General features: G+C 67.9%; 17 protein-coding genes. 9 read left to right on the top strand and 8 right to left on the bottom strand.

All coding sequences use genetic code 11. The annotated features are described in order from the left end of the window. Positions 1-123: 123 nt before the first annotated feature. Entirely contained in the window at positions 124-420 is a 297-nt protein-coding gene (locus BCM27_RS07500; protein WP_004020050.1) for a GIY-YIG nuclease family protein, read from the bottom strand. A gap of 378 nt (positions 421-798) precedes the next feature. Next, positions 799-4,914, bottom strand: a complete 4,116-nt coding sequence (locus BCM27_RS07505; RefSeq protein ID WP_004020049.1) for a bifunctional nitrate reductase/sulfite reductase flavoprotein subunit alpha — start codon at positions 4,912-4,914, stop codon at positions 799-801. Between the two features lie 240 nt (positions 4,915-5,154). On the opposite strand from BCM27_RS07505, the gene BCM27_RS07510 reads away from it, so the two are divergent. From BCM27_RS07510 to BCM27_RS07540, 7 genes are all read left to right on the top strand, one after another. Next, on the top strand, positions 5,155-5,841 hold the full coding sequence (locus BCM27_RS07510; RefSeq protein ID WP_004020048.1) for a response regulator transcription factor: 687 nt from the start codon (positions 5,155-5,157) through the stop codon (positions 5,839-5,841). Beyond that, complete coding sequence (locus tag BCM27_RS07515) at positions 5,841-7,376, top strand: sensor histidine kinase (protein ID WP_033203686.1); 1,536 nt, start codon at positions 5,841-5,843, stop codon at positions 7,374-7,376. Before BCM27_RS07510 ends, BCM27_RS07515 begins: the two co-directional genes overlap by 1 nt. A gap of 218 nt (positions 7,377-7,594) precedes the next feature. Then, positions 7,595-9,112 (top strand): trypsin-like peptidase domain-containing protein, encoded by a 1,518-nt coding sequence (locus tag BCM27_RS07520; RefSeq protein WP_004020046.1) that lies wholly within the window; start codon positions 7,595-7,597, stop codon positions 9,110-9,112. Positions 9,113-9,251: 139 nt separating this feature from the next. After that, on the top strand, positions 9,252-9,920 hold the full coding sequence (locus tag BCM27_RS07525) for a MogA/MoaB family molybdenum cofactor biosynthesis protein (protein WP_004020045.1): 669 nt from the start codon (positions 9,252-9,254) through the stop codon (positions 9,918-9,920). A gap of 705 nt (positions 9,921-10,625) precedes the next feature. After that, positions 10,626-11,267, top strand: a complete 642-nt coding sequence (locus BCM27_RS07530; RefSeq protein ID WP_004020044.1) for an MspA family porin — start codon at positions 10,626-10,628, stop codon at positions 11,265-11,267. A gap of 70 nt (positions 11,268-11,337) precedes the next feature. After that, positions 11,338-12,024, top strand: a complete 687-nt coding sequence (locus tag BCM27_RS07535) for an MspA family porin (RefSeq protein ID WP_004020043.1) — start codon at positions 11,338-11,340, stop codon at positions 12,022-12,024. A 191-nt stretch (positions 12,025-12,215) separates the two neighbouring features. Beyond that, positions 12,216-14,123, top strand: coding sequence for an ABC transporter ATP-binding protein (locus BCM27_RS07540; protein ID WP_081486986.1), 1,908 nt, complete (start codon positions 12,216-12,218; stop codon positions 14,121-14,123). Here BCM27_RS07540 and BCM27_RS07545 read toward each other — a convergent pair. The 3 genes from BCM27_RS07545 to BCM27_RS07555 all read right to left on the bottom strand — a co-directional run bounded on the left by BCM27_RS07545 (position 14,058) and on the right by BCM27_RS07555 (position 18,764). Next, on the bottom strand, positions 14,058-15,038 hold the full coding sequence (locus tag BCM27_RS07545; protein WP_004020040.1) for an alpha/beta hydrolase: 981 nt from the start codon (positions 15,036-15,038) through the stop codon (positions 14,058-14,060). The genes BCM27_RS07540 and BCM27_RS07545 overlap by 66 nt on opposite strands. A gap of 62 nt (positions 15,039-15,100) precedes the next feature. Further along, positions 15,101-17,008: an ABC transporter ATP-binding protein gene (locus BCM27_RS07550; RefSeq protein ID WP_004020039.1), complete on the bottom strand. Its 1,908-nt coding sequence runs from the start codon at positions 17,006-17,008 to the stop codon at positions 15,101-15,103. Then, positions 17,001-18,764, bottom strand: a complete 1,764-nt coding sequence (locus BCM27_RS07555; RefSeq protein ID WP_004020038.1) for an ABC transporter ATP-binding protein — start codon at positions 18,762-18,764, stop codon at positions 17,001-17,003. The genes BCM27_RS07550 and BCM27_RS07555 overlap by 8 nt, the downstream gene beginning before the upstream one ends. Positions 18,765-20,098: 1,334 nt before the next feature. On the opposite strand from BCM27_RS07555, the gene BCM27_RS07560 reads away from it, so the two are divergent. Further along, complete coding sequence (locus BCM27_RS07560) at positions 20,099-20,722, top strand: hypothetical protein (RefSeq protein ID WP_004020037.1); 624 nt, start codon at positions 20,099-20,101, stop codon at positions 20,720-20,722. 176 nt (positions 20,723-20,898) lie between these two features. Here BCM27_RS07560 and BCM27_RS26200 read toward each other — a convergent pair whose 3' ends face one another. From BCM27_RS26200 to BCM27_RS07570, 3 genes are all read right to left on the bottom strand, one after another. Next, positions 20,899-21,027 (bottom strand): hypothetical protein, encoded by a 129-nt coding sequence (locus tag BCM27_RS26200; protein WP_255220176.1) that lies wholly within the window; start codon positions 21,025-21,027, stop codon positions 20,899-20,901. Positions 21,028-21,170: 143 nt separating this feature from the next. Next, positions 21,171-22,007 (bottom strand): large conductance mechanosensitive channel protein MscL, encoded by an 837-nt coding sequence (mscL, locus tag BCM27_RS07565; protein WP_033203830.1) that lies wholly within the window; start codon positions 22,005-22,007, stop codon positions 21,171-21,173. A 178-nt stretch (positions 22,008-22,185) separates the two neighbouring features. Further along, positions 22,186-22,857, bottom strand: a complete 672-nt coding sequence (locus BCM27_RS07570; RefSeq protein ID WP_033203682.1) for an SAF domain-containing protein — start codon at positions 22,855-22,857, stop codon at positions 22,186-22,188. A 230-nt stretch (positions 22,858-23,087) separates the two neighbouring features. Here BCM27_RS07570 and nhaA point away from each other — a divergent pair, with 230 nt between their 5' ends. Then, on the top strand, positions 23,088-24,353 hold the full coding sequence (gene nhaA / locus BCM27_RS07575; RefSeq protein WP_004020034.1) for a Na+/H+ antiporter NhaA: 1,266 nt from the start codon (positions 23,088-23,090) through the stop codon (positions 24,351-24,353). Positions 24,354-24,357 lie beyond the last annotated feature (4 nt).

Below are 24,357 nucleotides of genomic sequence, written 5' to 3' on the forward strand. Positions count from 1 at the left end.
TGGAGAGCGTCTCATCCTGCTCCCTGACCCCCACTGCTCCCTGAGGTGTGAGGAGCGATAGCGACGAGCCACGAAGGGCTGGTGACGGAACGAAATATCCTCTCACATAATCGAGGTGCATCTTCATTCGGTCGCCTCGCGCGGCCGCCCGCCCCGGCGGCCGGCGCGAGTGCGAAGCAGATCGATGTCACCGTCGATCAATGCCTTCTTCTTTGCTCGAGACCAGCCGTGGATCCGTCGCTCGATCGCGTACGCATCGTCGAGTGACAGTTCGACCGACCAGGCCAACGTCACCGGCCTGCGGCGCGCCGTGAAACCCACCTGTGCGGAGCTGTGCTGGCGTAGCCGATTGTCGAGGTTTCGCGTGCTTCCGACGTAGTACTTCCCGTCCGCGCACTCGAGGATGTACGCCCATGCCATCGCAGCATCGTCGGGGATTCAGGCAGCCCGTAGAACGCATATACGCCTCCCTGTGGAGAGTTCGTAGCAGCTCCCGGCACCTGTGTACTTCGAGTTGCGGTGCCCTTCGTGGCTCGTCGCTTGCGCTCCTCGCACCTCAGGGAGCATGGGGTGGCGTCGCACCTCGGAGCTGCGGCCAGGCGGCCGTCGTGCACGACGAAGGATCTTTGCGAATTTGCGGCTCCCTGAGGTGCTTGCGCTCCTCGCACCTCAGGGAGCATGGGGTGGCGTCGCACCTCGGAGCTGCGGCCAGGCGGCCGTCGTGCACGACGAAGGATCTTTGCGAATTTCCGGCACTCTGAGGTGCTTGCGCTCCTGGCACCTCAGGGAGCATGGGAATCAGTACACGTCCCGCACGTACCGCTTGTCGGCGGCGAGTGCCTTGACGTAGGATTCCGCACTCGCGGGGGATCGGCGACCGTGCTGCGCGACAATGCCTTTCAGTGTTGCGTCGACGTCCTTGGCCATCTTCGTCGCGTCCCCGCAGACGTACACGTGGGCGCCGTCGTGCAACCACTGGTAGAGCTCCTCGCCGTGCTCGCGCATCCGATCCTGCACGTAGATCTTGCGGTCCTGGTCGCGTGAGAAGGCGACGTCGAGGCGGGTCAACACTCCGTCGCCGAGCATCGCCGTCAGCTCGTCGCGGTAGTAGAAGTCGGTGGCCGAGTACTGCTCGCCGAAGAACAACCAGTTCTTTCCGTTGTGCCCCAACGCCTCGCGTTCGCGCAGGAACCCGCGGAACGGGGCGATGCCGGTACCGGGACCGATCATGATCATCGGGGTGTCGGGATCGGCCGGCGGACGGAAGTGACTGGTCGACGTCACGAAGACACCGATCTCGTCGTCGGCGCGGTCGGCGAGGAAGGTCGAGCAGACGCCGCCCCGGGGTGTCCCGAACAGGTTGTAGCGCACCGCCGACACCGTCAGCTGGACTTCGTCGGGACTTTCCACGGGGCTCGAGGAGATCGAATACGAACGCGGCACCATAGGTTTGAGGACCTGCATCCACTCCTCGACGTCGGCGGCGACGGGGTGATCGGCCAGGATGTCCACCGACTGACGTCCCCACGCCCACTCGGTGAACTGCTGCTTGTTCCCGGCGGCGATCAGGGTCTTGAGGTCGGCGGAGCCGGCGCGATCGGCGACGAAGCGGACGAGATCGGGTGTCACACGGGCGAACTCGATCCGCTCCCGCAAGGCGTCGTGCAGGGGCAGGTTCTCGCCGGCCACGGTCACCGACGCTTCGGCGTCGAGACCGGTGCGCTCGAGGAATTCCCCGACGAGTGCGGGATCGTTGCGTGGCCACACCCCCAGCGCGTCACCGGCCTGATAGGACAGGGTGTCGGCGGGGAGATGAAAACCGAAGTTCCGCACGTCTTTCCGTGACCCGTCGGAGTTGAGTCTGACGTTCCGGACGAGCGAGGTGAGCAGGGGCTTCTTGCGCGAGTAGGCCGGCGCGGATCGCACCGACGGTGCCGCCGCGGAGTCGGCCGGTTCGCTGACCACGGTCACCCGGTCGTCGTCGACCCCGGAGGTGGGCGCCCGGTTCGACATGCTGATCGCCCGGATGACCTCGGTCAACCAGCCGCCGGCCGTCTCCTCGAAGTCGGGTTCGCAGTCGACACGATCGAGCAGGCGGCGTCCACCCAGTTCGCCGATGCGGGTGTCGAGATTGCGTCCGTGTCCGCAGAAGTCGTCGTAATTGGAGTCGCCGAGCGCCAGCACCGCGTAGTCGACCCCGGTCAGGTCGGGAGCGTCGTCGGAGTTCAGGGCATCCCAGAAGGATGTGCCGTTGTCCGGTGGGTCGCCGTCTCCGGTGGTCGAGGTGACGAACAGGGCGGTGCCCTTCAATTCGCCGACCTCGACGTCGTCCATGGATCGGGCATCCACTCGCAGACCACTGGCCTTCACCCGTTCGGCCGTTTCCACGGCGAGTTCCTCGGCGTTGCCCATCTGCGATGCCCACAGCACGGTCACGGTGTCGGTGTCCGGCTCCGTCGACGACGAATCTCCCTGGGCTGCACCCGTATCAGGCGCCACGGTGCCCCGGGAGTACAGGCCCGCGAGCACGCCCGACACCCAGACGCGCAGCTCGGCACCCAGTGGTGCATCGGCCGGAAGGACCGGACTGCCCGCGGGAGATGCACCCACCCCGGCCGCCAATCCGGCCAGATAGAGGCGTTCGGCCGGCGTCATCGAGGGCGGCGCCACCTCGGACACCCCCAGTGCTTCGGTCAGTCTCGTCGACCCGGCGGCGACGACCGGCGTGTCGTCGGCGTCTCCACGCGCAGCCGGCACCCGGATCAAGGTCACCGCGCACACCTTCAGCTCCGGCTGCTGCGAGAGCGGGTCCACCGCGTCGGACGTGACCGCGTTGATCGCGAGGTGCTCGCCGAAGACGTCGTTCCAATGGAACGGCACGAAGCAGTTGCCGGGCCGGACGCGGTCGGAGATCCGCGCGGGCAACACCGCCCGGCCCCGCCGGGACGCGACCTCGACCTTGTCCGCGGCTGTGATGCTCAGCCGGTCGGCATCGTCCGGGTGGATCTCGACGAAGGGCTCCGGATTCAGTTTGTTCAGCTTGGCCACCCGTCCGGTCTTGGTCATGGTGTGCCACTGATGCGGCAACCGGCCCGTGTTGAGCAGGAACGGATAGTCGTCGTCGGGCATCTCGGCCGCGTCGAGGTGCGGGCGGGCGAAGAACTGCGCGCGGCGGGTCGGGGTGGCAAAGGCCAGCCGCGGCGTCGACCCGTCGTCGAGGCGGTGCAGGGTTTGGCTGCGACCGTCGTTGAGATACCGGATCGGGTTGCGGGCACCGCTGTCGGCCGGGTCGGCGGCGTCGTCGGAGACCGGTGGACACGGCCACTGCATCGGAGTCCGGCGGAGTCGGTCGTAGGTCACCCCACGCAGGTCGTACCCGGTGTTCGGGTTCGCGAACCGCGTGATCTCCGCGAACACCTCCTCGGCGCTCGAGTAGTCGAAGGCGTCGGCGAAGCCCATCTCCGAGGCGATCCGCGCGATCATCTGCCAGTCCGGGATCGCCTGTCCGGGTGCGGCGAGCGCGGGTTCGAACAGGGTGAGGTTGCGTTCGGAGTTGACCATGACACCGGTCGACTCCGACCACAGGGTCGCGGGCAGGACGACGTCGGCGTACTGGTTGGTCTCGGTCTCGACGAAGGTGTCCTGGGCGATCACGAGTTCGGCGCGTTCGAGTCCCTCGATGACGGTCTTGCGATTGGCCACCGAGGCAACGGGATTGGTGCAGATGATCCAGCACGCCTTGATCTCACCGTCGGCCATGCGCTGGAACATGTCGATGGTGCCACCACCGACGTCGGTGCGTAGCGTCCCGGCCGGGACACCCCAGATGTCCTCGACGAAGTCGCGATCCGCCGCGGACACCACCGAGCGCTGGCCGGGCAGGCCCGGACCCATGTAACCCATCTCGCGGCCGCCCATGGCATTCGGCTGCCCGGTCAGCGAGAACGGTCCGCTGCCGAGTCGGCAGATCGCACCGCTGGCGAGGTGGAGGTTGATGAGCGCGTTGGTGTTCCACGTCCCGTGGGTGGACTGGTTGAGACCCATGGTCCAACAGCTCATCCAGTTGGCTGCGTTCCCGATGAGGTCGGCGGCCGCCCGCAGGTCGGCTGCCGGTATCCCGGTGATCGATTCGACGACCTCTGGCGGGTACTGGGCGGCGAACTCGGGGATCTGGTGGAAGCCGTCGGTGAAGGACTCGATGAACTCCGAGTCGGTGTGGCCGTTCTCGATGAGCAGATGGAGCAGACCGTTGAGGAAGGCGAGGTCGGTCCCGGACCGGATCTGCAGGAACAGATCGGCTTTGTCGGCGGTCGCCGTGCGTCGCGGGTCGACGACGATCAGCTTGGCTCCGGCTTTGACGCGGTCCATCATGCGCAGGAACAGGATCGGGTGACAGTCGGCCATGTTGGCGCCGATGACGAGGAAGACGTCGGCGTGGTCGAAGTCCTGATACGACCCGGGCGGCCCGTCCGAGCCGAGTGACAACTTGTACCCGGTCCCGGCGCTGGCCATGCAGAGCCGCGAGTTCGACTCGATCTGGTTGGTGCGCAAGAACCCCTTGGCCAGTTTGTTCGCCAGGTACTGCGCCTCGAGCGACATCTGGCCCGAGACGTACAGCGCCACCGCGTCGGGTCCGTGCTCGTCGATCACGGTGCGAAGCCGGCGAGCCGTGTCGGTGATGACGTCGTCGAGTTCGGCGGGCCGGAGCTGACCGCCGCGATCGTCCCGCACGAGGGGAGTCGACAGGCGTCCGCCGGCCGAGAGCATGTCCGCGGTCGTCGACCCCTTGGTGCACAGGCGGCCGAAATTGGTCGGATGATCGGATCGTCCGATCGTCTTGGTGACCCGGTCGGAGTCGTCGTCGAGCTTCATCTCCATGCCGCAGCCGACGCCGCAGTAGGCGCACAGCGACATCACCGATCGGGACACGACAGAACGAGTCGGGGCAGGGACGGTCACGGGTTCCAGCGTCGGAGGTCGATGTTTCGCGACCCGAAGCCCGGCGTTACGCATCCATCAACTTGACCTCACAGGACTCGGTCCCGGATGTGAAAGGGTGCGAGAACCGCAGGTGAGCGACGAGACCGTCACTCGAACGAGCGGGTTTCGGCGTTGCTCAGCCGGATCTCAGCCGGGGTGGATAAGACTGTATCCATGCGCATCCTCGTGGTCGATGACGATCGGGCCGTCCGGGAGTCGTTGCGACGGTCGCTCACCTTCAACGGCTACAGCGTCGAGACCGCCGGTGACGGCATCGAGGCACTCGAGAAGATCCTGGCCGACCGGCCCGACGTGGTCATCCTCGATGTCATGATGCCCCGTCTCGACGGTCTCGAGGTGTGTCGCCGACTCCGTTCCGCCGGTGACGACCTCCCCATCCTGGTCCTGACCGCCCGTGACTCGGTGTCCGAGCGGGTGTCGGGCCTCGACGCCGGAGCCGATGACTACCTGCCGAAACCGTTCGCGCTCGAAGAACTCCTCGCCCGGTTGCGGGCGTTGCTGCGTCGTGCGTCACCCGACGACGACGCGGACTCGGAAACCCTCACCTTCGCCGATCTCTCGCTCGACCCCGTCACCCGCGACGTCACCCGCGGCGAGCGTCCGATCAGCCTGACCCGCACCGAGTTCGCCCTGCTCGAGATGCTGATGGCCAACCCGCGCCGGGTGTTGTCGCGCAGCCGCATCCTCGAAGAGGTGTGGGGATACGACTTCCCGACGTCGGGCAACGCCCTCGAGGTCTATGTCGGGTATCTGCGGCGCAAGACCGAGGCTGACGGTGAGCCACGACTGATCCACACCGTGCGCGGCGTCGGATATGTACTCCGGGAGACGCCGCCCTAGTGATGGGGAAGTCGTCGAACCCCGCGTCACGTCCGAGGACGCGGGATCTCCTCCGCGACCGGGTCACCCGGGCGATCACGGGGCACAGCGCCGGTGACGGATCCGACGAGAAGGAGATGCGCGCGCCGATGCCGCTGATGCGCGCGGTGTCACTGCGGACCCGGGTGACGATCCTGTCGGCGACCGTCGTCCTGGTCTCGGTGAGCCTGATGGCGGCCGCCGCGTACTTCGTCGTCTACCGCGCGATGTACAACGACGTCGACCAGCAGCTCGAGAGTCGCGCCGACGGGATGGCCGCGCTCGCCCGAGCGGGGGTGCTGCGCACGCAGCCCGAACAACTGGTGGCGGGCACGGTGTTCTCCACCAACATCTCGATCGCGCTGGTGACGCCCGGCGGTGAGACGTATCTGATCGGCCAGGTGCCCTTCGACGACGTCGAGCGTGGCATCGTCCGATCGCCGTCGGTGCCCGGCTCGACGCAGCAGAGCCTGCGCACCACGCGAAACCAGCGAGTCCTGACGCGCAAACTCGACGACGGCAACACCCTCGTGCTCGCGCAGAGCCTGATCCAGACCGACCGGGTACTCAAACGTCTGGCCTGGGTGCTGTTCGTGGTCGGCTGCGGCGGCGTCGCGCTGGCCGCCCTGGCCGGGACGACGGTGGCGCGCGCCGGACTCCGGCCGGTGGCCCGGCTCAACCGGGCTGTGGAGCGCGTCGCCCGAACCAACGACCTCACACCCATCCCGGTCACGGGCAACGACGAATTGGCCAAGCTCACCGCGAGTTTCAATGCGATGCTGCGCGCCCTCGACGAATCACGGGACCGGCAGGCGCGTCTCGTCGCCGACGCCGGCCACGAACTGCGAACCCCCCTGACCTCCTTGCGGACCAACCTGGAGCTGTTGATCGCGGCGAGCCGACCGGGCGCCCGAGCCGTACCCGAGGACGACATGATCGACCTGCGGGCCGACGTGGTGGCGCAGATCGAGGAGTTGTCCACGCTGGTGGGCGATCTCGTCGATCTCGCACGCGAGGACGCCCCCGAGGTGGTGTACGAGGAGGTCGACGTCGCCGAGATCGTCGAACAGGCCCTCGAGCGAGTTCGACGGCGCCGCAACGACGTCGAATTCGAGGTCGATCTCTCGCCGTGGTTCGTCTTCGGCGAGGCGCACGGCCTCTCGCGCGCAGTGCTCAACGTTCTCGACAACGCGGCCAAGTGGAGCCCGCCGGGTCGGACGGTGAGTGTCGGTCTCACCCAGGTCGGGATGTCGAGTGCGCAGCTCACCGTCGCCGACGCCGGCCCCGGAATCCCCGAGGAGGACCGCGGTCTCGTGTTCGAGCGGTTCTATCGGTCCACCCAGTCGCGGTCGATGCCGGGATCGGGCCTGGGACTGGCGATCGTGCGTCAGGTGGTCGAACGACACGGCGGCACCGTCGTCGCCGACACGTCGCCGCTGGGGGGAGCGCTGATCCGGATGACCCTGCCGGGCCGGGCAACTGCCGCGGAACCATCCCCGCAGGTGATTCGTCAGTAGAGGAGAAGCGGTGACATCGGCGCCGACGACTCAGCTGCCGGCGACGGCGAACGGCTCCGTACGCACCCGGTGTGACCTGGTCATCGATAGGGTTGACTGGAGGCGCAGTTCGGGTACACGGCCGAGGAATCGGTCCCGGCCCGTCCATCGGAACAGATCAGCACCGGCTGCACAGACGAGCACGAGCACACGGCCGGACCGACGAGGAAGAGACGAAGATGACGACTGGCGGTTCGCACGGTGACGGTTCCTACGGGGGCGGTCAGCACGGGGATGGTCAACCCGGTGGCGATCAGCACGGTGGCGGTCAACCCGGTGGCGGCCGGCCTGCCGGGGCCCACCACGCGGCGCCCGGGAACGAAGCGTCATCGCCGGGTGGTTCGTTCGGCCCGCCGTCCGGGTCCTTCCCCGCACCGGGCGGCCGGCCCGGTTACCCCAGCAGCAATGCGCCGACGTCGTCGTACGGCCGACCCGGCACGAGTCCGTTCCCGCCTCAGGGCCCCTACGGTCCGGGTCCCGCGTACGGACAGTCGGGGCCGGCGCCCTACGGCGCGCAGCTCGGCTCGCAGCCCGGCATGCCGGGCCAGGGCGCGGACGGCTCGTCGGCCGCGCCCACCAAGAAGAAGGGGGGCGGCGGACGCCTCGTCGCCCTGGGAGTGGGTGCCCTCGTGCTCGCGTTGGTCGCGGGCGGTGCGGGCGGTGTCGCCGGATACAACCTGGCCGATTCCGACGGCGGTTCCAGCACCAGCAGCGGCCCGCTGGGCGGCGATCCCGGCAACGGCAACACGGCCCCGGTGGCCGCGCCGGCCGGTTCCGTCCAAGAGGTCGCGGCCCGGGTCACCCCGTCGGTGGTCTCCATCGAGGTCGCCTCCGGCGGGGCGATGGGCTCCGGCTCGGGGGTGGTGCTCAGCGACGACGGCGTCATCATGACGAACAATCACGTCGTCAGTGCCGGCGGCGACGGCCCGGCATCGCGCGTCGCGGTCAACTTCGCCGACGGTTCGCGATCGCAGGCCCGTGTCCTCGGCGCCGACCCCATCTCCGACATCGCGGTCATCAAGGTCGACCGCGACGACCTGACACCGATCACCGTCGGCAACTCGAACAATCTCGCCGTCGGGCAGGACGTGATCGCGATCGGCTCGCCCCTCGGACTCGCGGGGACGGTCACGACCGGGATCATCAGCGCACTCAATCGGCCGGTGCTGACGTCGCGTGACCCCGGAACCAACACCACCTCGGTCATCGACGCCATCCAGACCGACGCCGCGATCAACCCCGGCAACTCCGGCGGCGCACTCGTGAACGCTCGCGGCGCGCTGATCGGGATCAACACCGCCATCGCCACCCTCGGTGGGGGCGAGGAGCAGGCCGGTGGCAGCATCGGACTCGGGTTCGCGATCCCGATCGACCAGGCCATCCGGGTGGCCCGGGAACTCGAATCGACCGGCAAGGCCACCCACGCCAACATCGGGGTGTCGGTACGGCCGAGTGGAGCGTCCGACGCACCGGGTGCCGTGGTCACCGCGGTGACGCCCGGCGGCCCGGCCGCAAGCGCGGGCATCCCCGACGACGCGGTCATCACCAAGGTCGACGACCGCGTCATCTCCTCCGGGGACGCGCTCGTGGCCGCGGTCCGGTCGCACGCCCCGGGCGACACGGTCAGCGTCACCTACGTGGACAACGGTGCGACCAAGACCGCCCAGGTGAAGCTGGGGACGCTCGAGGTCGGCTGACGCGGTGATCGTCGGCGGGACCGTCCCCGCCGGCGAGGACAACTGCATCGAGGAGGCTGCATCGACGCCCGCCCAGGGCGGCGGCGCAGCGCAGCACGAAAGACCGTTTCGACGGTCCTACCCATAGAAAGGGCCTGTCATGTCCGACGCTGCTTCGCGCAAGCCGGGTAACACCGTCGTCTCCGCCGAGAACGACATCGACGAGAACTCGCTGGACGTCCGCCTCGCGGGCGGGCCGGGACCGGTCGATCCCGCGGACGTGGTCGCCGCCGACGCCGCGGCGCGTGAATTCGTCGCCCGCCACGAACAGGCCACCCATCGTCCCCAGGGCGAGGAGATCGGCCGCGCGCTGGTCGTCGTGGTCGACGACGAAGCGGCCCACGGTGAGGATCAACGACTTCTCGGCCCGCTCGTGAGCGAGTTGCTCGCCGAGGCCGGGTTCCACGTGGACGCCGCTGTCGTGGTCTCGGGCGACGAGGTGGAGATCCGCAACGCGCTCAACACCGCGGTGATCGGCGGTGTGGACCTCGTGGTGTCGGTGGGCGGGGTGGGTGTCGGCGCGCGCGATGTGACGCCGGAGGCCACCGAACCGCTCCTGGATCGACGTCTGCGCGGCATCGAAGAGGCCGTTCGCAGCTCGGGCCTCGCCGCAGGAGCCACCGACGGCGGACTTTCGCGCGGCCTGGTCGGAATCAGCGGCCAGACACTCGTGGTGAATCTGGCCAACTCGCGCGCGGCCGTCCGTGACGGGATGGCGACCGCGGCGCCCCTCGCCAAGTACGTGATCGAGTCGATCAGCGAGTTCTGACCGGTTCGCTCTTCGGGCCGTTTCTGGGCTGCGAAATCTGTTCAGCAATGCTAAGAAAACACCTGGTTAACAGGGTGATGACCGCCTCTCGATTGGACGTCTGACCCGGTGGCACACGATCCCACAGACCCGGAGAAATCCGCGATGAGCAGCGATGATGACGCCGCGCAGCACCGAGCTGCGCGGCGTCGTCGCCTCGACTCGGTGTTCGGGGACGACCTCCCTGAACTGACTTCAGACGAGAGTGACCAACATCACACAGGGCATTCTAAGGATTGGTTCGAGGCGCAACGACCGCCTCATCACGGGTGAGCGGTGCGCGCTCGCACGCGGGCACAGCAGGGTGTTTTCCTGTCGTTAACTTTCGACTTTCGATCGCTGGCGAATTCGGTATTCACGATGGTGCGTGGCCTGTTCGTGACACGCTCGAGTCCTCCTGTTGCCCCACTTGAGACCCCTCCGATAACGTTCGGCTCGACGACACGCCGGTCCCCAGAGTCGGGGACCGGGGGTAGTCCTGCGATCTGTCGCGAGTGACAACGCAGCAGTGACCAGGAATTCGATGGATTCTTAACGACAGCTAAGACATGCGTAAGAGCTGGCTTGGTGGTAACTGTGTGGAAGCCCATCGAACGTCGTGGGTCATGACTTGCGGGTGTGAGTGCATTCCGCGGGGTAACAGCCGAATCCTGTGAGAGGGAACGAATGAGCAAGTTCAGCAAGCTTGGGCTGCGCCGCGCCGCGGGCGCGGTCGCGATCGCCTCGGCCGCGGTCGTGGGCCTGGCCGGCATGGGTGCCGGTGAAGCTGCGGCAGTGAAGCTGCCGAATGGTTACAAGAACGCGACCGGCATCGACGGCGAGTCGATCCAGACCTGGCGTACCGCCGAGAGCGCGTACCCGATCCCGACCGTCGCGAACAACCCCGCATCGCGCGGATTCGTGATCTCCGGTACCTACTCCGGCAAGGCGTCGGCGGGCGTCGGCGGCAACCTGGCCGTGAAGTACATCGTCGGCTGCCAGGTCGACGTCAGCGGCATCACGCTGGACCTCGGTGGCGCGATCAGCCTCTCCGCCACCACCCTGTCGGGCGAGCTCGGCCTCCCGCTGAAGCCCGGCCAGGTCGCGGTCGTCGACATCACCGACAAGGACTACTCCGATTCCGGTGTGGCCGCCATCCAGCTGTCGCAGCTCTCCTTCAACCTGAACCAGTGCGGTGGCTACGCCTCGGCCCGCTCGGCTGTCAAGACCATCGGCGCCAAGGGTTACAGCACCGACGACGGCAAGGTCAGCGGCGAGGGCACCCTCATCCAGTCCACCCTGTACGGCCAGCCCTTCACCATCGGCTGATCAGCTCAGATAAACCAGCTCCACCTGACTTGTCTGCCCTGAGCAGATCGATATTCCACGAAGGGGAATCATGAAGAAGAACATCACGCGTCGCGTGGTTGCGGCGGCCGGTATCACCGGTGCCGTCGCGATGGGCCTTACCAGCCTGGGCGCCGGCGGCGCCGCCGCCGGCCCGCTGCCGGGTGGCACCATCACCAAGACCCTGGTCGACGGCACCCCCGTCACCGTCCAGCTGTTCGACGAGTACGTCAACGTCCAGCGTCCGATCAGCAACGTCCCCACCACCCGTGAGGTCTGGCTGTCGGGCAAGGTCCGCGTGACCGTCGGCGGCAAGGCCGAGGGCGGCTCGATCAAGGTCGGCTACGACGTCGGTTGCCAGGTCAACTTCGGCGGCGGCGATGTCGAGGTGCCGGGTGTCGAAGGCGGAATCGACTACAGCAATCCGTCGAACGTCACCGCCGGTGGCGGCCTCAGCGGCGACTCGGTCGGTGCCGGCTTCTCGCTCGGCCCGGGCGAGGTCAAGCGTCAGTGGCTCGTCAACGAGACCTCAGGCGACGACAAGTCGTACAAGAACTACGAGGTGAACGCATACACCTTCGCCGGCCAGAAGGGCGGCGTCGCGTTCAGCCAGGAGCAGTTCAAGGTCGAGGGTTGCGCCGGCTACGCCGCGGCCCGTGCCTTCGTGCAGGTCACCGTCAGCACCGACGCCGTCAAGGGTGTCGTGGTGCTGAACGGCAAGCACTTCAGCATCGGCTGATCGACTCTTTCTCTCCACGCCGCGGGGCGGGAATCCGAACGGATTCCCGCCCCGCGGTTTTTGGTTGGCGGCTCGCTGCGGTGTCGCTGTGAGTCTCCTGTAACCGGCCTTCTCGCATGGTTTTTCGACGGTAATCGGTCGTAGTGTCGGTCGCGGCGGTCCCGTCCCGCCGGCGAGGAGCGAGAAGACAAGTGTGCACTGCAACCGAATCGAGAGCGGCCGACGACGGTCGAGGAGTGGCGGAGTCGGCGCCACCGGTGCCGGGTCGTGACACCGGGCCGGCGGCGTTGTCCGTGCCGGCCACCGTCCGTCGGTTCGCTCCGCTGCTCGCCGGTCTGCGGTGGCAACTCGCGATCGCGGTGTTCTGCCACCTCGTGCAGGTGGGCACCACGGTCGTCACCGTCGCCCTGTTCGGCCACATCGTCGACGAGGTGCTCGTGTCCGGGGACCTCGGTGCGCTCTGGACACCGATGACGATCTGGGTCGGGGTGTCGGTGCTCGGCGCGGGGACGTCGTACGCGGGCGCGATGCTCACCGGAAACGTCACCGAGACAGTCCTGCTGCGCCTCCGCGATCAGTTGTATGCGCACACCCAGCGGCTCGCACCGCATGCGCGGAGCCGATTCGGAGGTGGAGACCTGGTGTCGCGCAACACCGGTGACGTCGAGGCGGTCGACAGTCTGTTGTCGTCGGGAGTGGTCGCCGGCGTCGTCGCGGCGGTGAGCGTGCTCGTCTACGGGCTCGCGGCGTTCGTGACGAACTGGCAGCTGGCGCTGATCGCGGCGATCCTCGCGCCGCTGCTCTGGCTGATCGCCCGTCGATTCGGGACCGCGGTGAAACGCGCCTCGCGCCGGGAGCGGGAGGCGGCCGGGCAGATCAGTTCGCTTGTCGCCGAGGGCATCGGCTCCACGGTGGCCTTGCAGGCCGACAATCAGACGGCGCGTCACCGGCGTCGGGTCGCCGACCAGAGCCGGCGGTGGCGGGATGCCCGGATGTCGGAGCTGCGGGCCGACGCCGCCTTCACCGAGGCCGTGACGGTCGTCGAGGTGCTGTGCATGGTCGCCGTCATCGCGTTCGGGGCGTGGCAGATCTCCCGGGGCGAGGCGCAGTTGGGCACACTCATCGCCCTCACCGGCTATCTCGGCTACCTCTATCCGCAGATCCAGACGCTGAGCGGTCTGGTCGTCGAGGTCACGTCCGCGACCGCGAGTGCCGAACGGGTGGCCCAGGTCCTCGATGCGCCGATGGGGGCTGCCGACGAGCACCTCGTCCATCCCGGCCCCACCGCACCGAGTGTCGCCGCCCGGGCCCCTGCCGGCTCCGTGGTCGCGGACTCCGGCCCCGCGGCCTTGTCACTGACCGGCGTGTCGTTCGCGTACCCGGACAGCAGGTCTCAGGTTCTCGAGGACGCCCACCTGGAGATCCGCGCGGGTGAGACGCTGGCGATCACGGGTCCGAGCGGCGCGGGCAAGAGCACCCTGACCTATCTGCTGTTGCGCCTGTATGACCCCGATGCGGGCACGATCCGGTTGAACGGCACCGACATTCGCGACCTCGACGCGGCCGGGTTACGGGCGCACCTGTCGGTGCTGCACCAGCAACCGGCCCTGATGCGCGGCACGATCGCCGAGAACATCCGCTTCGGTCTCGAGACCGCCACAGCGGCCGACATCAGCGCGGCCGCGAAGACCGCGGGTGCAGCCGAGTTCATCTCGAGAATGAGTGGCGGCTTCGACGCCGAGGTCGTCGAGCGAGGGGAGAACCTGTCCGGCGGTCAGCGACAGCGAATCGCGCTGGCGCGCACGGTCCTGCGGAACCGGCCGGTGCTCGTCCTCGACGAACCGACCACCGGTCTCGACGACGAGAGCGTCGGCGAGATCCTCCGGCCACTCGCGGAGATCGCGTCCACCCGGACCACGCTTCTCATCAGCCATGACCCGCGCGTTCTCGAGCTCGCCGACCGGCGAGTCGAGTTGCGCGACGGACGTTTCCTCGCTGCCGGACCGATGGGGCCGCGGCGAGCGAGGCGGGGGCTATCCGAGGGCGCGTTCGTAGAACGACCAGGAACGGTGCAGCTGGTCCTGCCAGTACAGCCATGAGTGGGTGCCGGTCGGCGGGAGATCCACGGTCGCCGGGATGTTCAGCTCACCGAGACGGTTGAGGAGCTGGACGGTGCATCCGAGGGTGGCGCCCTCGATCACGCCACCGACGACGACCTGGTCGGCGAGGGTGTCCAGATCCTTCACGTACCGAGGATTGTCGTACTGCCCGGGCAGACCACCGGCATTGCTGATGTAGAGCTTCTGGCCGCGGAGTTTGGCGGCGTTGACCACCGGATCGTGGGCGCGCCAACCGGAACCGCCGTAGGGGCCCCACATGTTGGTGGCGTCGCCGTCGCCGCGTGTCTCCACGACGAGGCGGATGTACTCCTGTCCGAACGGATCCGACGTCGTCGGGCAGCCGCTGTAGGAGCCGACGGCCTCGTAAAGGTCAGGGTGCTCGATGGCGAGGTTCAGCACCGACGTCGCCGACGACGAGATCCCACCGATGGCGTTGCGGCCCGAGGTGTTGTACGTGGCGTCGACGACCGTGGGCAGCTCCTTGCCCAGGAAGGTCGACCACTTGTGCACGCCGAGAACCGGATCGGGCTTCTGCCAGTCGGTGTAGTAGCTGTACTGTCCGGCGTTCGGGATCACCACGTACAGATTCTTGTTGCGGGTGAACTCGACGATGTCGGTTTTCTCCAGCCAGTTGGCGCGGTCCTCGCCGCCGCCCGCACCGTTGAGCAGGTAGAGCACCCCGCGCGGCTTCGACTCGTCGGCCGGCTTGATCACCGTGAGCGGGACATCGCGATTCATCGCGTCGGAATGCACCACGATGTCGGTGACACGGCCGGGTGAACCGGCGTCGACCAGTCGTGGTGCCGCGCTCGCCCCACCGGTCAGCGGGGCGACGAGCGAGACGCTGAGGGCGACGACTGCCGCCAACCCGAGCCTGCGCAGACTGCTGTACACGTTTCCTCCTGATCGGGAGACGACGGACCGGTGACCCGACCCGCGCTGGCTCCTGCCTTCTGTCACGGGTTCGACCCCGTGTCCGGACCGTTCGGACTGCTGCCGTTCACCCGCTCGTCGTCCGGAGTGGCCTCACCCGGACCGCCCGGCGCCAGTCCGCACCGCCGGGCGTAGATGCCGCCCGCGGCGATCAGTTCCTGGTGGGTCCCGGCCTCGGCAATCACCCTATCGTCGAGCACGACGATCGTGTCGGCCAACGCGGCGGTCGCCATGCGGTGGGTGATCAGCAAGGTGGTGGTCCCCGCCCGCAGACGGTGCAGGGCGCGTTGGACGAGCAGCTCGGTACGGGGGTCGGCAGCGCTCGTCGCCTCGTCGAGGATCAGGATCTTCGGCGACGACGCGATCGCCCGCGCAACGGTGACCAGCTGTTTCTCGCCTGCGCTGAGGTTCTCGGATTCTTGGCCGATGACGGTGTCGATGCCGTTCGGCAGGGCGGCGACGATCTGCGCGACGTGGCTGTCATCGAGTGCGGCGTCCACCGCCCGCCCGTCGTCGATGCCGAAGGCGATGTTCTCGCGGACGGTTCCGGTGAACAGCCACGGCTCCTGGGTGACGACGGCCATGTCGGCGCGAACCTGCTGCGGTCCGAGTTCGGTGAGGTCGACGCCGTCGATGGTGATCGATCCGCGGCTCGGTGTGTAGAACGCCTGCAGGAGGTTCGTGAGGGTGGTCTTGCCCGACCCGGTGGTCCCGACCACGGCGGTGGTCGTGCCGGGCGCCATCCGGAAACTCACCGACCCGAGGACGGGGTTGTCCTCGTCGTAGGCGAAACCCACGTCGTCGAAGACGATCTCGGGTGGGAGCTGGTGCCGGCCGGACGAGGCGGGTACCGGCACGCCGGTGTCGACCCCGACGTCCTCGGGGGCCTCGAGCACCTCGCGGACCTTGCCCGCCGACACCGTTCCGGACTGGACCTTGGTGACGAAGCCGGCGAGCTCGCGGACCGCACTGGTCAGCTGTTGCGCGAACACGACCACGACCTGGGCCGCGCCGAGACTCAGCTGGCCGTCGACCACCATGATCCCGCCGAGGACGGCCAGGACGAGGAACACCAGGGCATTGACCGCGGTCAGCACCGAGGGCAGTGAACCGCCGATCCACTGGGCGGAACGGACCGAGGAGAAGAGGCTGTCGTTGAGGTCGCGGAAACGGCGTGCCGCAGTCGGTTCGGCGTTGTAGGCCTGCAGCATCCGGCGCGCGCTGAGCTCCTCCTCGACGTGACCGGTCAGGGCGGCGGTGGTCGTCCACCGGGACTCGAGGTGCGGCCGCGCCCGGCGGGCGAGCAGGACCGCGGCCAGCGCCGACACGGGCGCGGCGACGAGAGCGACTCCTGCCAGGACCGGGGAGATGACGAACAGCACGGCGGTGACGACGACGAGCGTCAGGGCATTCGTCGGGACGGTCACCAGCACCGGGGCGATCACGGTGGCGGCGTTGTCGGTGTGCGCCGTCAACTTGCTCACCAGCGCACCGCGTTTGGTGTTCTCGAAGTAGCGCAGCGGCAGCCGGTGGATCTTGTCCTCGATCCGGGCGCGGAGTCCGGCCACCGACCGCTGCACGGCGACGGTCAGCAGCTGGCCCTGGGCGAGGCTGCAGGCCGCGGCGGCCACGAACACCACGATCTGGACGCCGAGCAGGGTCCAGAGCAGCCTCCAGTCCATCGTCGCCTCGCCGACCGTGCCGTCGACGATGACGTTGGTGATCGCGCCGAACAGGATCGGTGCGACCACGCCTGCGACGGCCGCCAGGATGGCGAAGAGGGAGATCGCGGCACCACGACCCCGGCTCAGGTCGAGTTGCCGCACGATCCAACGCAGCGATCCGTCCGGCCCGGTCGTCTTCGGCGACGGGGTCGGTCGCCGGCCCTCGGTGGGTGCGCCCGGCCGGGCCTGCGACCTCTGGTCAAGCATTGGTCACCGCCTGTGCGTAGGCGATCTCCCGGTAGATCTCGCTGCGGTCCCGCAGCACGGAGTCGGTGCCCAGGTCGACGATTCGTCCGGCGTCGAGCACGGCGATGACGTCGGCTCGCTGCACCGATGACACCCGCTGCGCGGCGAGCAGGACCGTCGCGTCCGGATCGGCCCGCCGCAGGCGGTCGATGATCGCGGCCTCGGTGTCGACGTCGAGGGCGCTGAAGGGGTCGTCGAGCACGTACAGCGACGGCCGGCGGAGCACCGCGCGGGCCAGCGCCAGCCGTTGACGCTGACCGCCGGAGAAGTTGCGTCCCTCCTGCGACACCGCGGCCTCGAGAGCGCCGGGACGCGTCGAGACGAAGTCGGCGGCCGCGGCGACCTCGAGGGCGGACCACAGTTCGTCGTCGGTCGCGTCGGGGCGGGCGATCCGCAGGTTGTCGGCGATCGTCCCGGTGATGAGTTCCGCGCCCTGACCGACGAACGCACTTCGTGCCCGAACCCACGCGGGTGCGAGGCCGGTCACGTCGTGTGCGTCCCAGCGGAGGAGCCCCGAGGTCGGGTCGGCGAACCGCAGGGGCAGGGACAGCAGAGTCGATTTGCCGCTCCCGGTACCGCCGAGGATGCCGGTGACCGTGCCGGGCGCGCAGAACAGCGAGACCTCGTCGACGGTGGGGGCCTCGGCCCCCGGGAAGGAGACGGACACCGCGTCGAAGACGATCGCGGGTGGCGTCGACGATCCATCCGCCTGGGGAGCGCCCGGGTCGAGGGGCTCGGTGTCGAGTACCTCGGTGATGCGTCCCGCGCTGGTGACGGCGCGCGGGATGATCCCGGCGATCATGGTCAGCAACGACACCGCCAGCAGGATCTGCGCGAGGTATCCCACCGTGGCGGTGATCTGGCCGATCTGCATCTCCCCGCGGTCGACGAAGACCGCACCCAACGCGGTCACCGCGACCACGGCGAGGTTCGAGACGACGGTGACCATCGGGAGCATCAGGACCTGCAGACGACCCAGACGCAGGGCCACATGGGTGAGTTCGTCGTTCTCCGCCGCGAACCGAGTGCGCTCGCGGTCCTCGCGACGGAAGGTCCGGATGATCGCGATCCCGCGCAACTGCTCACGCAGCACCCTGTTGACGACGTCGAGGCGACGCTGCAGCTGGGCGGCCCACGGCACCAGACGTCGTACGAGCACGGCGACCAGGATCACGAGCACCGTCCCCGCGACGACCAGCACCGGCGCCATCCGCCAGCCCTGAACCAGCGAGAGCACCAGTGCGCCGAACAGCATCAACGGTGCGGTCACCACGACGGTCAGGGCGACGAAGAGGAATCCCTGGACCTGGCCGACATCACCGGTGGTACGCGTCAGCAGGCTCGACAGGCCGATGGAGTGGACCTGCGGATCGCTGAACGCACTGATCCGGCTGTGCAGGCGAAGGCGGAGGTCGCGCGCGGCGGTCGCCGAGATGTGTGACGCGAGAAAAGTGGCTCCGATCGACACCACCAGGTTGATCACGGCGACGACGACCATGAGCACACCGACTTGTTTGATCGTGGCCACGTCGCCGCGCAGGATGCCGTCGTCGATGATCGCGGCGTTCAGTGCCGGCTGGGCGAGTGTGGTGAACACCGACGCGAGCTGGAAGACGAGGAAGCCGGCACAGGCCCAGCGGGTGGCCCGGAGCGCGTCGAACAGGAGCGCGAGCAGCGCGCGGACCTCATCCTTGCTCAGCGAGCGGGTGACGGGCATCAGGTGAGGCTACTCCGGGTCGTGGTGACGCTGGCGAACCGCGCGGAACAGAAATTCAGCCCCGACATCGGGCTCGGTGGATGCGCGGTCGTGAGTGTTCCGAAGTCTACATGCGCGCGTTTTGCGCCGGACCGCACCGGATATCCCGGCCGACGATTCATCCGCTCTATCGCAAAATGGGCGCGAAGAATGCTTCGATGTAGCGGAAAAACGTCGGGTGCGGAGCCAAAAACCGCCCCGGACCGTAGCCCGGGGCGGTTGGTCTCGGATCGAGATCTACGCGGGAGCGTCTTCCGAACCCGATTCGATCGAACCCGTGACCAGTTCGACGATTGCGTCGGTGATTGCGCCCTGAATGATGTCGGCCATGTGATCTCCTTCGTCGATGGTGGACTTCCGCACGTGGACGTCGATCGCAGGCGAACGACGATCACGACGCGAACAATACGATATTCGACAATGCAGCCGTCGACAGTCCATGGACTTCCGGTGAACCGTCTCGCAACAATCGGGTGCGTTGACCCGGTGATTATTTTCCGTATGGCTGCGCGAAACGCACATCGCCCCCGGCGTAGACCGGGGGCGATGTGCGAAAAGCGGTGGATCAGTTCTCGGTCGGAGCCTCGTCCGACAGGCTGTCCAGGTCGCGGATGATCTCGCTGAGGTTGATCTCGATTCCGGTTGCCATGTGAATCTCCTTCTGGGGCTTGAATTGAACGTGGCGAACTGGCCGAAGACGATCGGCCGGTACTTCTAGTCCTCGATCGGGGTGCCGTCGCTGTCCAGCGACCCGGTCAGCAGGTCCTTGATCGCGTCGCCGATTCCTCCACCGACTACTTCACCCATGACAAACTCCTTCTCGTGCTCGTGTCCGTCGGCATGTGCCGATGAGAGGCATGCGAACTCGTCTGTCGTATCGCCATCGCGATCAGTCGACTGCGCATGCCTGGGGAAACTCCTCTATCGGAGCAGAACGCTGATCTGGAATCAGCGATTCGCGTTGCGGGGCCGAATTACTCGGCGGTCGTGCCGTCCGAGCCGCCGCCTTCGTCGGAACCGGTGACCAATTCCTCGATGTAGAGGCGGATCCAGGAAATGCTGATCGCGTCAGACATGCGAATCTCCTAATGGTTGTCGACGATCTGATTGTGAAGCGCGTCGTTCCGTCTCGAAGACGGCAACGCGGCCGACATTACCGCACACCTCAGCACCTGTCCTGACCAGAGGCGGTTGAATTCTTGGTGAACTCATCCGCATCCGGGATGGGCGAACAGGTCGGCCGAAGCAGCCCAGGTGGTTGGTCGTGTGCCGCGCAACTGTGCTGGTATGAACCGATGACGCAACGCGTGGAGGTAGGCGGCACGACGACCCGGCAATTGGTCGAATCGGATCGGGAGACCGCACTCGACCTGCTCGAACACGGACTGCGTGAGGTCCCGGTCTACCGCTGGCTGATCGGCGCGGACGCGCCTGTGGAGGCATACCGCTGGTACGGGGAGATCCTGTTCATCGAGTATCTGCACGGCCTGCACGGTGTGTTCGACGAGCGGGGCGAGTTGATCGCGCTGATCGCGGTGTCGGCCCCCACCGACGAAGCCGGGCGGATCGACGAGGACCTCAAGACACGCACCAAGCATCAGGTACAGGCCATCGACGGCTTCGTCCACCGCTTCACCGAGTTGCAGCGGAAGTCGGAGGAGGCGCAGGTTGCGGAGAACCCGATCCGGGTGATCTTTGCGCTCGTCCGGCCGGATCATCGCCGAGGTGGCACTCTCGCCGGGCTGGTCGACCCGGTCATCGAACGCGGACGACGCGAAGGGCTGCCGGTCACGTGCAGCACGAGCGACGAACAACTCTCCGCGTTGTACGCCCGCAGATGGAAAGCGCTGGTACGCACGGAGTTCACGTTGACCGACGGTCCCACCGTGTGGGTCCAGCGCGTCGATCCGCCGGTGTGAGGAGTTGTTCCAGCGGTGGGAGCGAAGCGAGCCACGAAGGGTGGTGGGTCACCAGCCCTTCGTGGCTCGTCGCTTGCGCTCCTCGCACCTCAGGGAGCAGAGGGCAGTCGCTTGCGCTCCTCGCACCTCAGGGAGCAGAGGGCGTCGCTTCTTTCGGATTAGGGAGCGGAGGGGTGTCAGCTACCGAAGAACCACGGGAACGTCTTGGGGCGGGCCTGCGGACGCGCCTGGTTGCGCTGCTGCGGACGAGCCTGGCGGCGGTTCTGGGGCTGCGGCTGACGGTTCTGCGCGGGCTTGTTGGGCATTCGATCATCCTGTTCTCGTTCGGTCGCACCGGTTTTGGGGTCCGGTGCGGTCGCACGTTCCGGCGACGAATCCCAAAGTAGGGAGCCAACCTTCGGGTTCGGATGGTTCCGCCTGTCAGCTTCCTGCGAGACCGCGGTCCGCGTCAGCGCGAGTGACGGCCCGGCGCGTCCGGGCCCTCGCCCGGGAAGTCGCCCGGGTACTGCTCACCGGGATAACCGGATCCGGGGCCGGGCGGCGGGTAGTTGCCGGCACCCGGGTAATTGCCGGGCGGCGGGTAGCTGCCCGGAGCGGGTTGCGGCGTCGGAAACGGCTGTCCGGTAGGGCCTCCCGGCGGCGGTCCCTGCGGCGGGCGGTTCTGCGGAGGAGCCGACTGGGGCGGAACGGACTGGGGCTGGCCCGATTGCGGGGGAACCGGGTGTGAGGGCGGACCCTGAGGAGACGGGGGAGTCGAGATGCGTTGCGTCGTACCGGCTCCGGCGGGCGCCTCATAGGGGGCAAAGGAACCCGACGGCGGACCGTAGGAGTCGCCGGCAGGCCCGGCCGGATCGGACAGATGCGGCGGCAGGTCGCTCTCGGCTTCCGCCTTGGCTTTCGAGGTGCCCTCGGGGTCGAGCAGATCGCGGATCTCGGACAGCAGCGCGATCTCCGTGACCTCCGCCTTCTTCCCGAAACCGCCCAGTTCGGCCAGCTTGTTGTACGGCAGGATGATGATGAAGTACACCACTGCGGCGATGATCAGGAAGTTGATCACGGCAGTGATGACGCTGCCGAGGTCGACGAATGTCGATGGGTTGTCGGTGATCTGGAAGCCGAGTCCCTGCGCGGCGTCGGAGCCGACGGGGATCGAGTTGATGATCGGCTGGACGATGCCGTCGGTGAAGGCGGTGACGATCGCGGTGAACGCCGCGCCGATGATGACCGCTGTTGCCAGCTCGACGACGTTGCCCTTGAGTATGAAGTCCCTGAATCCCTTGAGCACGGTGTGCGGCCTCTTTTCGGTGATGTCCTGCTCTTGTCCGGCGATTCTGCGCACGATCGGAGCAAATCCGACACGCGCTGTGCGAGCTCGTACTACCCTATCCACGATCGTGAAGGAACCGATCCATTTGAGTTGATTCGCGCCGCTGTGTCGTTGCGGGCGAGGTCGGTATCCGCGGTCAGTGCAGGACCACGGCGAGCGACGTGTCGAGCCCCGCGGCGGCCACCCGGTGAGCAGCCGCGGCGTCCATGGCGAGCAGCACCGGGGCGGCCGCCGCCCGGCTGGGAGCGAGGCCGCCGGACTGCGGCTCGGCGGCGTGGAGGGCCACGACTGCCCGGCGTGCCAACACCTCCGCGTCCTCGGTCAGCACGTCCACCAGGTCACCCGGGCGGAGGAGTGAGGTCACCGCGTCGTCCGACAACCGGATCGGCACGAGGCGGGCGTCGTCGATCCCGGTCAGGTCGGCGGGCAGATGCGAGGACAGCAACCGCGCGTCGGTGAGGATCTCGCCTCCGCGGACGCGTCCGGTGACCGTCCGTCCGATGGCCGGTGCCGCCTCGGTCAAGACGCCGTCGGGAACCGTCCCGCCGGCGACCAGGTGGGATCGTAGGTCGCCTGACTCGACGATCTGACCAGGCAGCAGGTCATGCGCGGCTACCAGGACCTCGACATCGCCGTCGGCGCGCGTTCCGGCGACCCCGATGACCGCCGCTGCGACGACCAGGCACGCGGCGGCGACGCGGCGGACCAGGAGGTTGCGTGTCCACCCCGGGCGCAGTGCGGAACTCAACCGGTCGCGAAGTCGAGGCCCGAGGGAGGCGCTGGACGGGTGCTTCGACGGGGCAGACATGAGGCAGAGGCTAGGTTCGTCGACCGGGATGGGCGGCGCTCCGGACGTGCCTGTGGACAACTCGAAACCTGCCCTCGGTCCCTGTGGACCTCGTCCTCGCGGGCGGGTCGGAATGGCCCGCGGCGTGGCAGTGGGGGAGAATCGGTGATCGGTGTGCCGGGAAGTCTGGTCGGCCGCTGCCCGGCGCGGGTGGCGTGACGATGATCCGTCCGTCCGACCAGAGGAGATCGATGACCGACCAGACACCAGACGAGCTCGCAGGCGACGCCGGCCGGGCGAACCGATTGCGGCGCTGGGCCGCGCTCGACACGACCAGCGGGGCACTGCTTCTCGTGGCCGCCGCCATCGCCGTGCTGTGGGCCAACTCGCCGTGGCGCGCGGCCTACGATTCCCTGCTCGACGTCGAAGTCGGGCCCGAGGCGCTCCACCTGCACCTGTCGCTGGCGCACTGGGCGTCTGACGGGCTGCTGGCGATCTTCTTCTTCGTCGTGGGGGTCGAACTCAAACACGAATTCGTGGCCGGGAGCCTGCGAGACCTGAGACTCGCGGGCGTGCCGATCGCCGCTGCGGTGGGCGGGATGGTCACCCCCGCGCTCTGCTACGTCGCGGTGGTCGCCCTCGGCGACCCCGAAGGGTTACGGGGCTGGGCCATCCCGACTGCCACCGACATCGCCTTCGCCCTGGCGGTGCTCGCGATCTTCGGACGCGGACTGCCGCTCGCGCTGCGGACGTTCCTGCTGACGCTCGCCGTCGTCGACGACCTCCTGGGCATCATCGTCATCGCGACCTTCTACACCGAGGAGATCGACTTCGTCATGCTGGCGGCCGCGCTGGTCACGGTGGCCCTCTTCGCCGTGCTGGTGCGGCAGGCGTGGCGGTGGTGGCCGGTGCTCATCCCGGTCGCCGTCACCGCATGGGCGTTGATGCACGCGTCGGGGGTGCACGCGACAGTTGCCGGTGTCCTGCTCGGATTCGTCGTGCCCGCCGTTGCCATCCGCGGCGAGGCGCAGCCGCGCACCGAACGACTCGACGACGCGGTTCGCCCGTACTCCGCCGCGCTCGCCCTGCCGGTGTTCGCCTTCGCCGCCGCGGGGGTGACCGTCGTCGGCGGGGCCGGGTCGATCGTGCAGCCGGTGTCGATCGGCATCGTCGTCGGACTCGTCGTCGGCAAACTCGTGGGCGTCCTCGGCTCGACGTGGCTGATGACGACGTTCACTCCGCTGCGATTGCCCGACTCGATCGGGCTTCGCGACCTCCTGCCGGTGGGCCTGCTGACCGGCGTCGGATTCACTGTTGCGTTGCTCATCGCCGAACTGAGCTTCGAGGCCGGCTCAGACGATCACGCCGCCGCGGCGAAGGCGGCGATCCTCGTCGGATCAGTGGTCTCGGCGATCCTCGCCGCGATCCTGCTGCGGTGGGACGCCCGCCAGGCGCGCGACCCGGACATGAACCGCGACAACATCCCCGACATCGACAAGGACGTCATCGGGGGATAGGTCC

Source organism: Gordonia terrae, assembly GCF_001698225.1.
Lineage (GTDB): Bacteria > Actinomycetota > Actinomycetes > Mycobacteriales > Mycobacteriaceae > Gordonia > Gordonia terrae.

Coding starts and splice junctions, on each gene's coding strand:
- BCM27_RS07560 (WP_004020037.1), top strand. CDS start 20,099: ATGACGCAACGCGTGGAGGTAGGCGGCACGACGACCCGGCAATTGGTC.
- BCM27_RS07555 (WP_004020038.1), bottom strand. CDS start 18,764: ATGCCCGTCACCCGCTCGCTGAGCAAGGATGAGGTCCGCGCGCTGCTC.
- nhaA (WP_004020034.1), top strand. CDS start 23,088: ATGACCGACCAGACACCAGACGAGCTCGCAGGCGACGCCGGCCGGGCG.
- BCM27_RS07530 (WP_004020044.1), top strand. CDS start 10,626: ATGAGCAAGTTCAGCAAGCTTGGGCTGCGCCGCGCCGCGGGCGCGGTC.
- BCM27_RS07500 (WP_004020050.1), bottom strand. CDS start 420: ATGGCATGGGCGTACATCCTCGAGTGCGCGGACGGGAAGTACTACGTC.
- BCM27_RS07505 (WP_004020049.1), bottom strand. CDS start 4,914: ATGTCGCTGTGCGCCTACTGCGGCGTCGGCTGCGGCATGGAGATGAAG.
- BCM27_RS07510 (WP_004020048.1), top strand. CDS start 5,155: ATGCGCATCCTCGTGGTCGATGACGATCGGGCCGTCCGGGAGTCGTTG.
- BCM27_RS07550 (WP_004020039.1), bottom strand. CDS start 17,008: ATGCTTGACCAGAGGTCGCAGGCCCGGCCGGGCGCACCCACCGAGGGC.
- BCM27_RS26200 (WP_255220176.1), bottom strand. CDS start 21,027: ATGCCCAACAAGCCCGCGCAGAACCGTCAGCCGCAGCCCCAGAACCGC.
- BCM27_RS07520 (WP_004020046.1), top strand. CDS start 7,595: ATGACGACTGGCGGTTCGCACGGTGACGGTTCCTACGGGGGCGGTCAG.
- BCM27_RS07570 (WP_033203682.1), bottom strand. CDS start 22,857: ATGTCTGCCCCGTCGAAGCACCCGTCCAGCGCCTCCCTCGGGCCTCGA.
- BCM27_RS07535 (WP_004020043.1), top strand. CDS start 11,338: ATGAAGAAGAACATCACGCGTCGCGTGGTTGCGGCGGCCGGTATCACC.
- BCM27_RS07525 (WP_004020045.1), top strand. CDS start 9,252: ATGTCCGACGCTGCTTCGCGCAAGCCGGGTAACACCGTCGTCTCCGCC.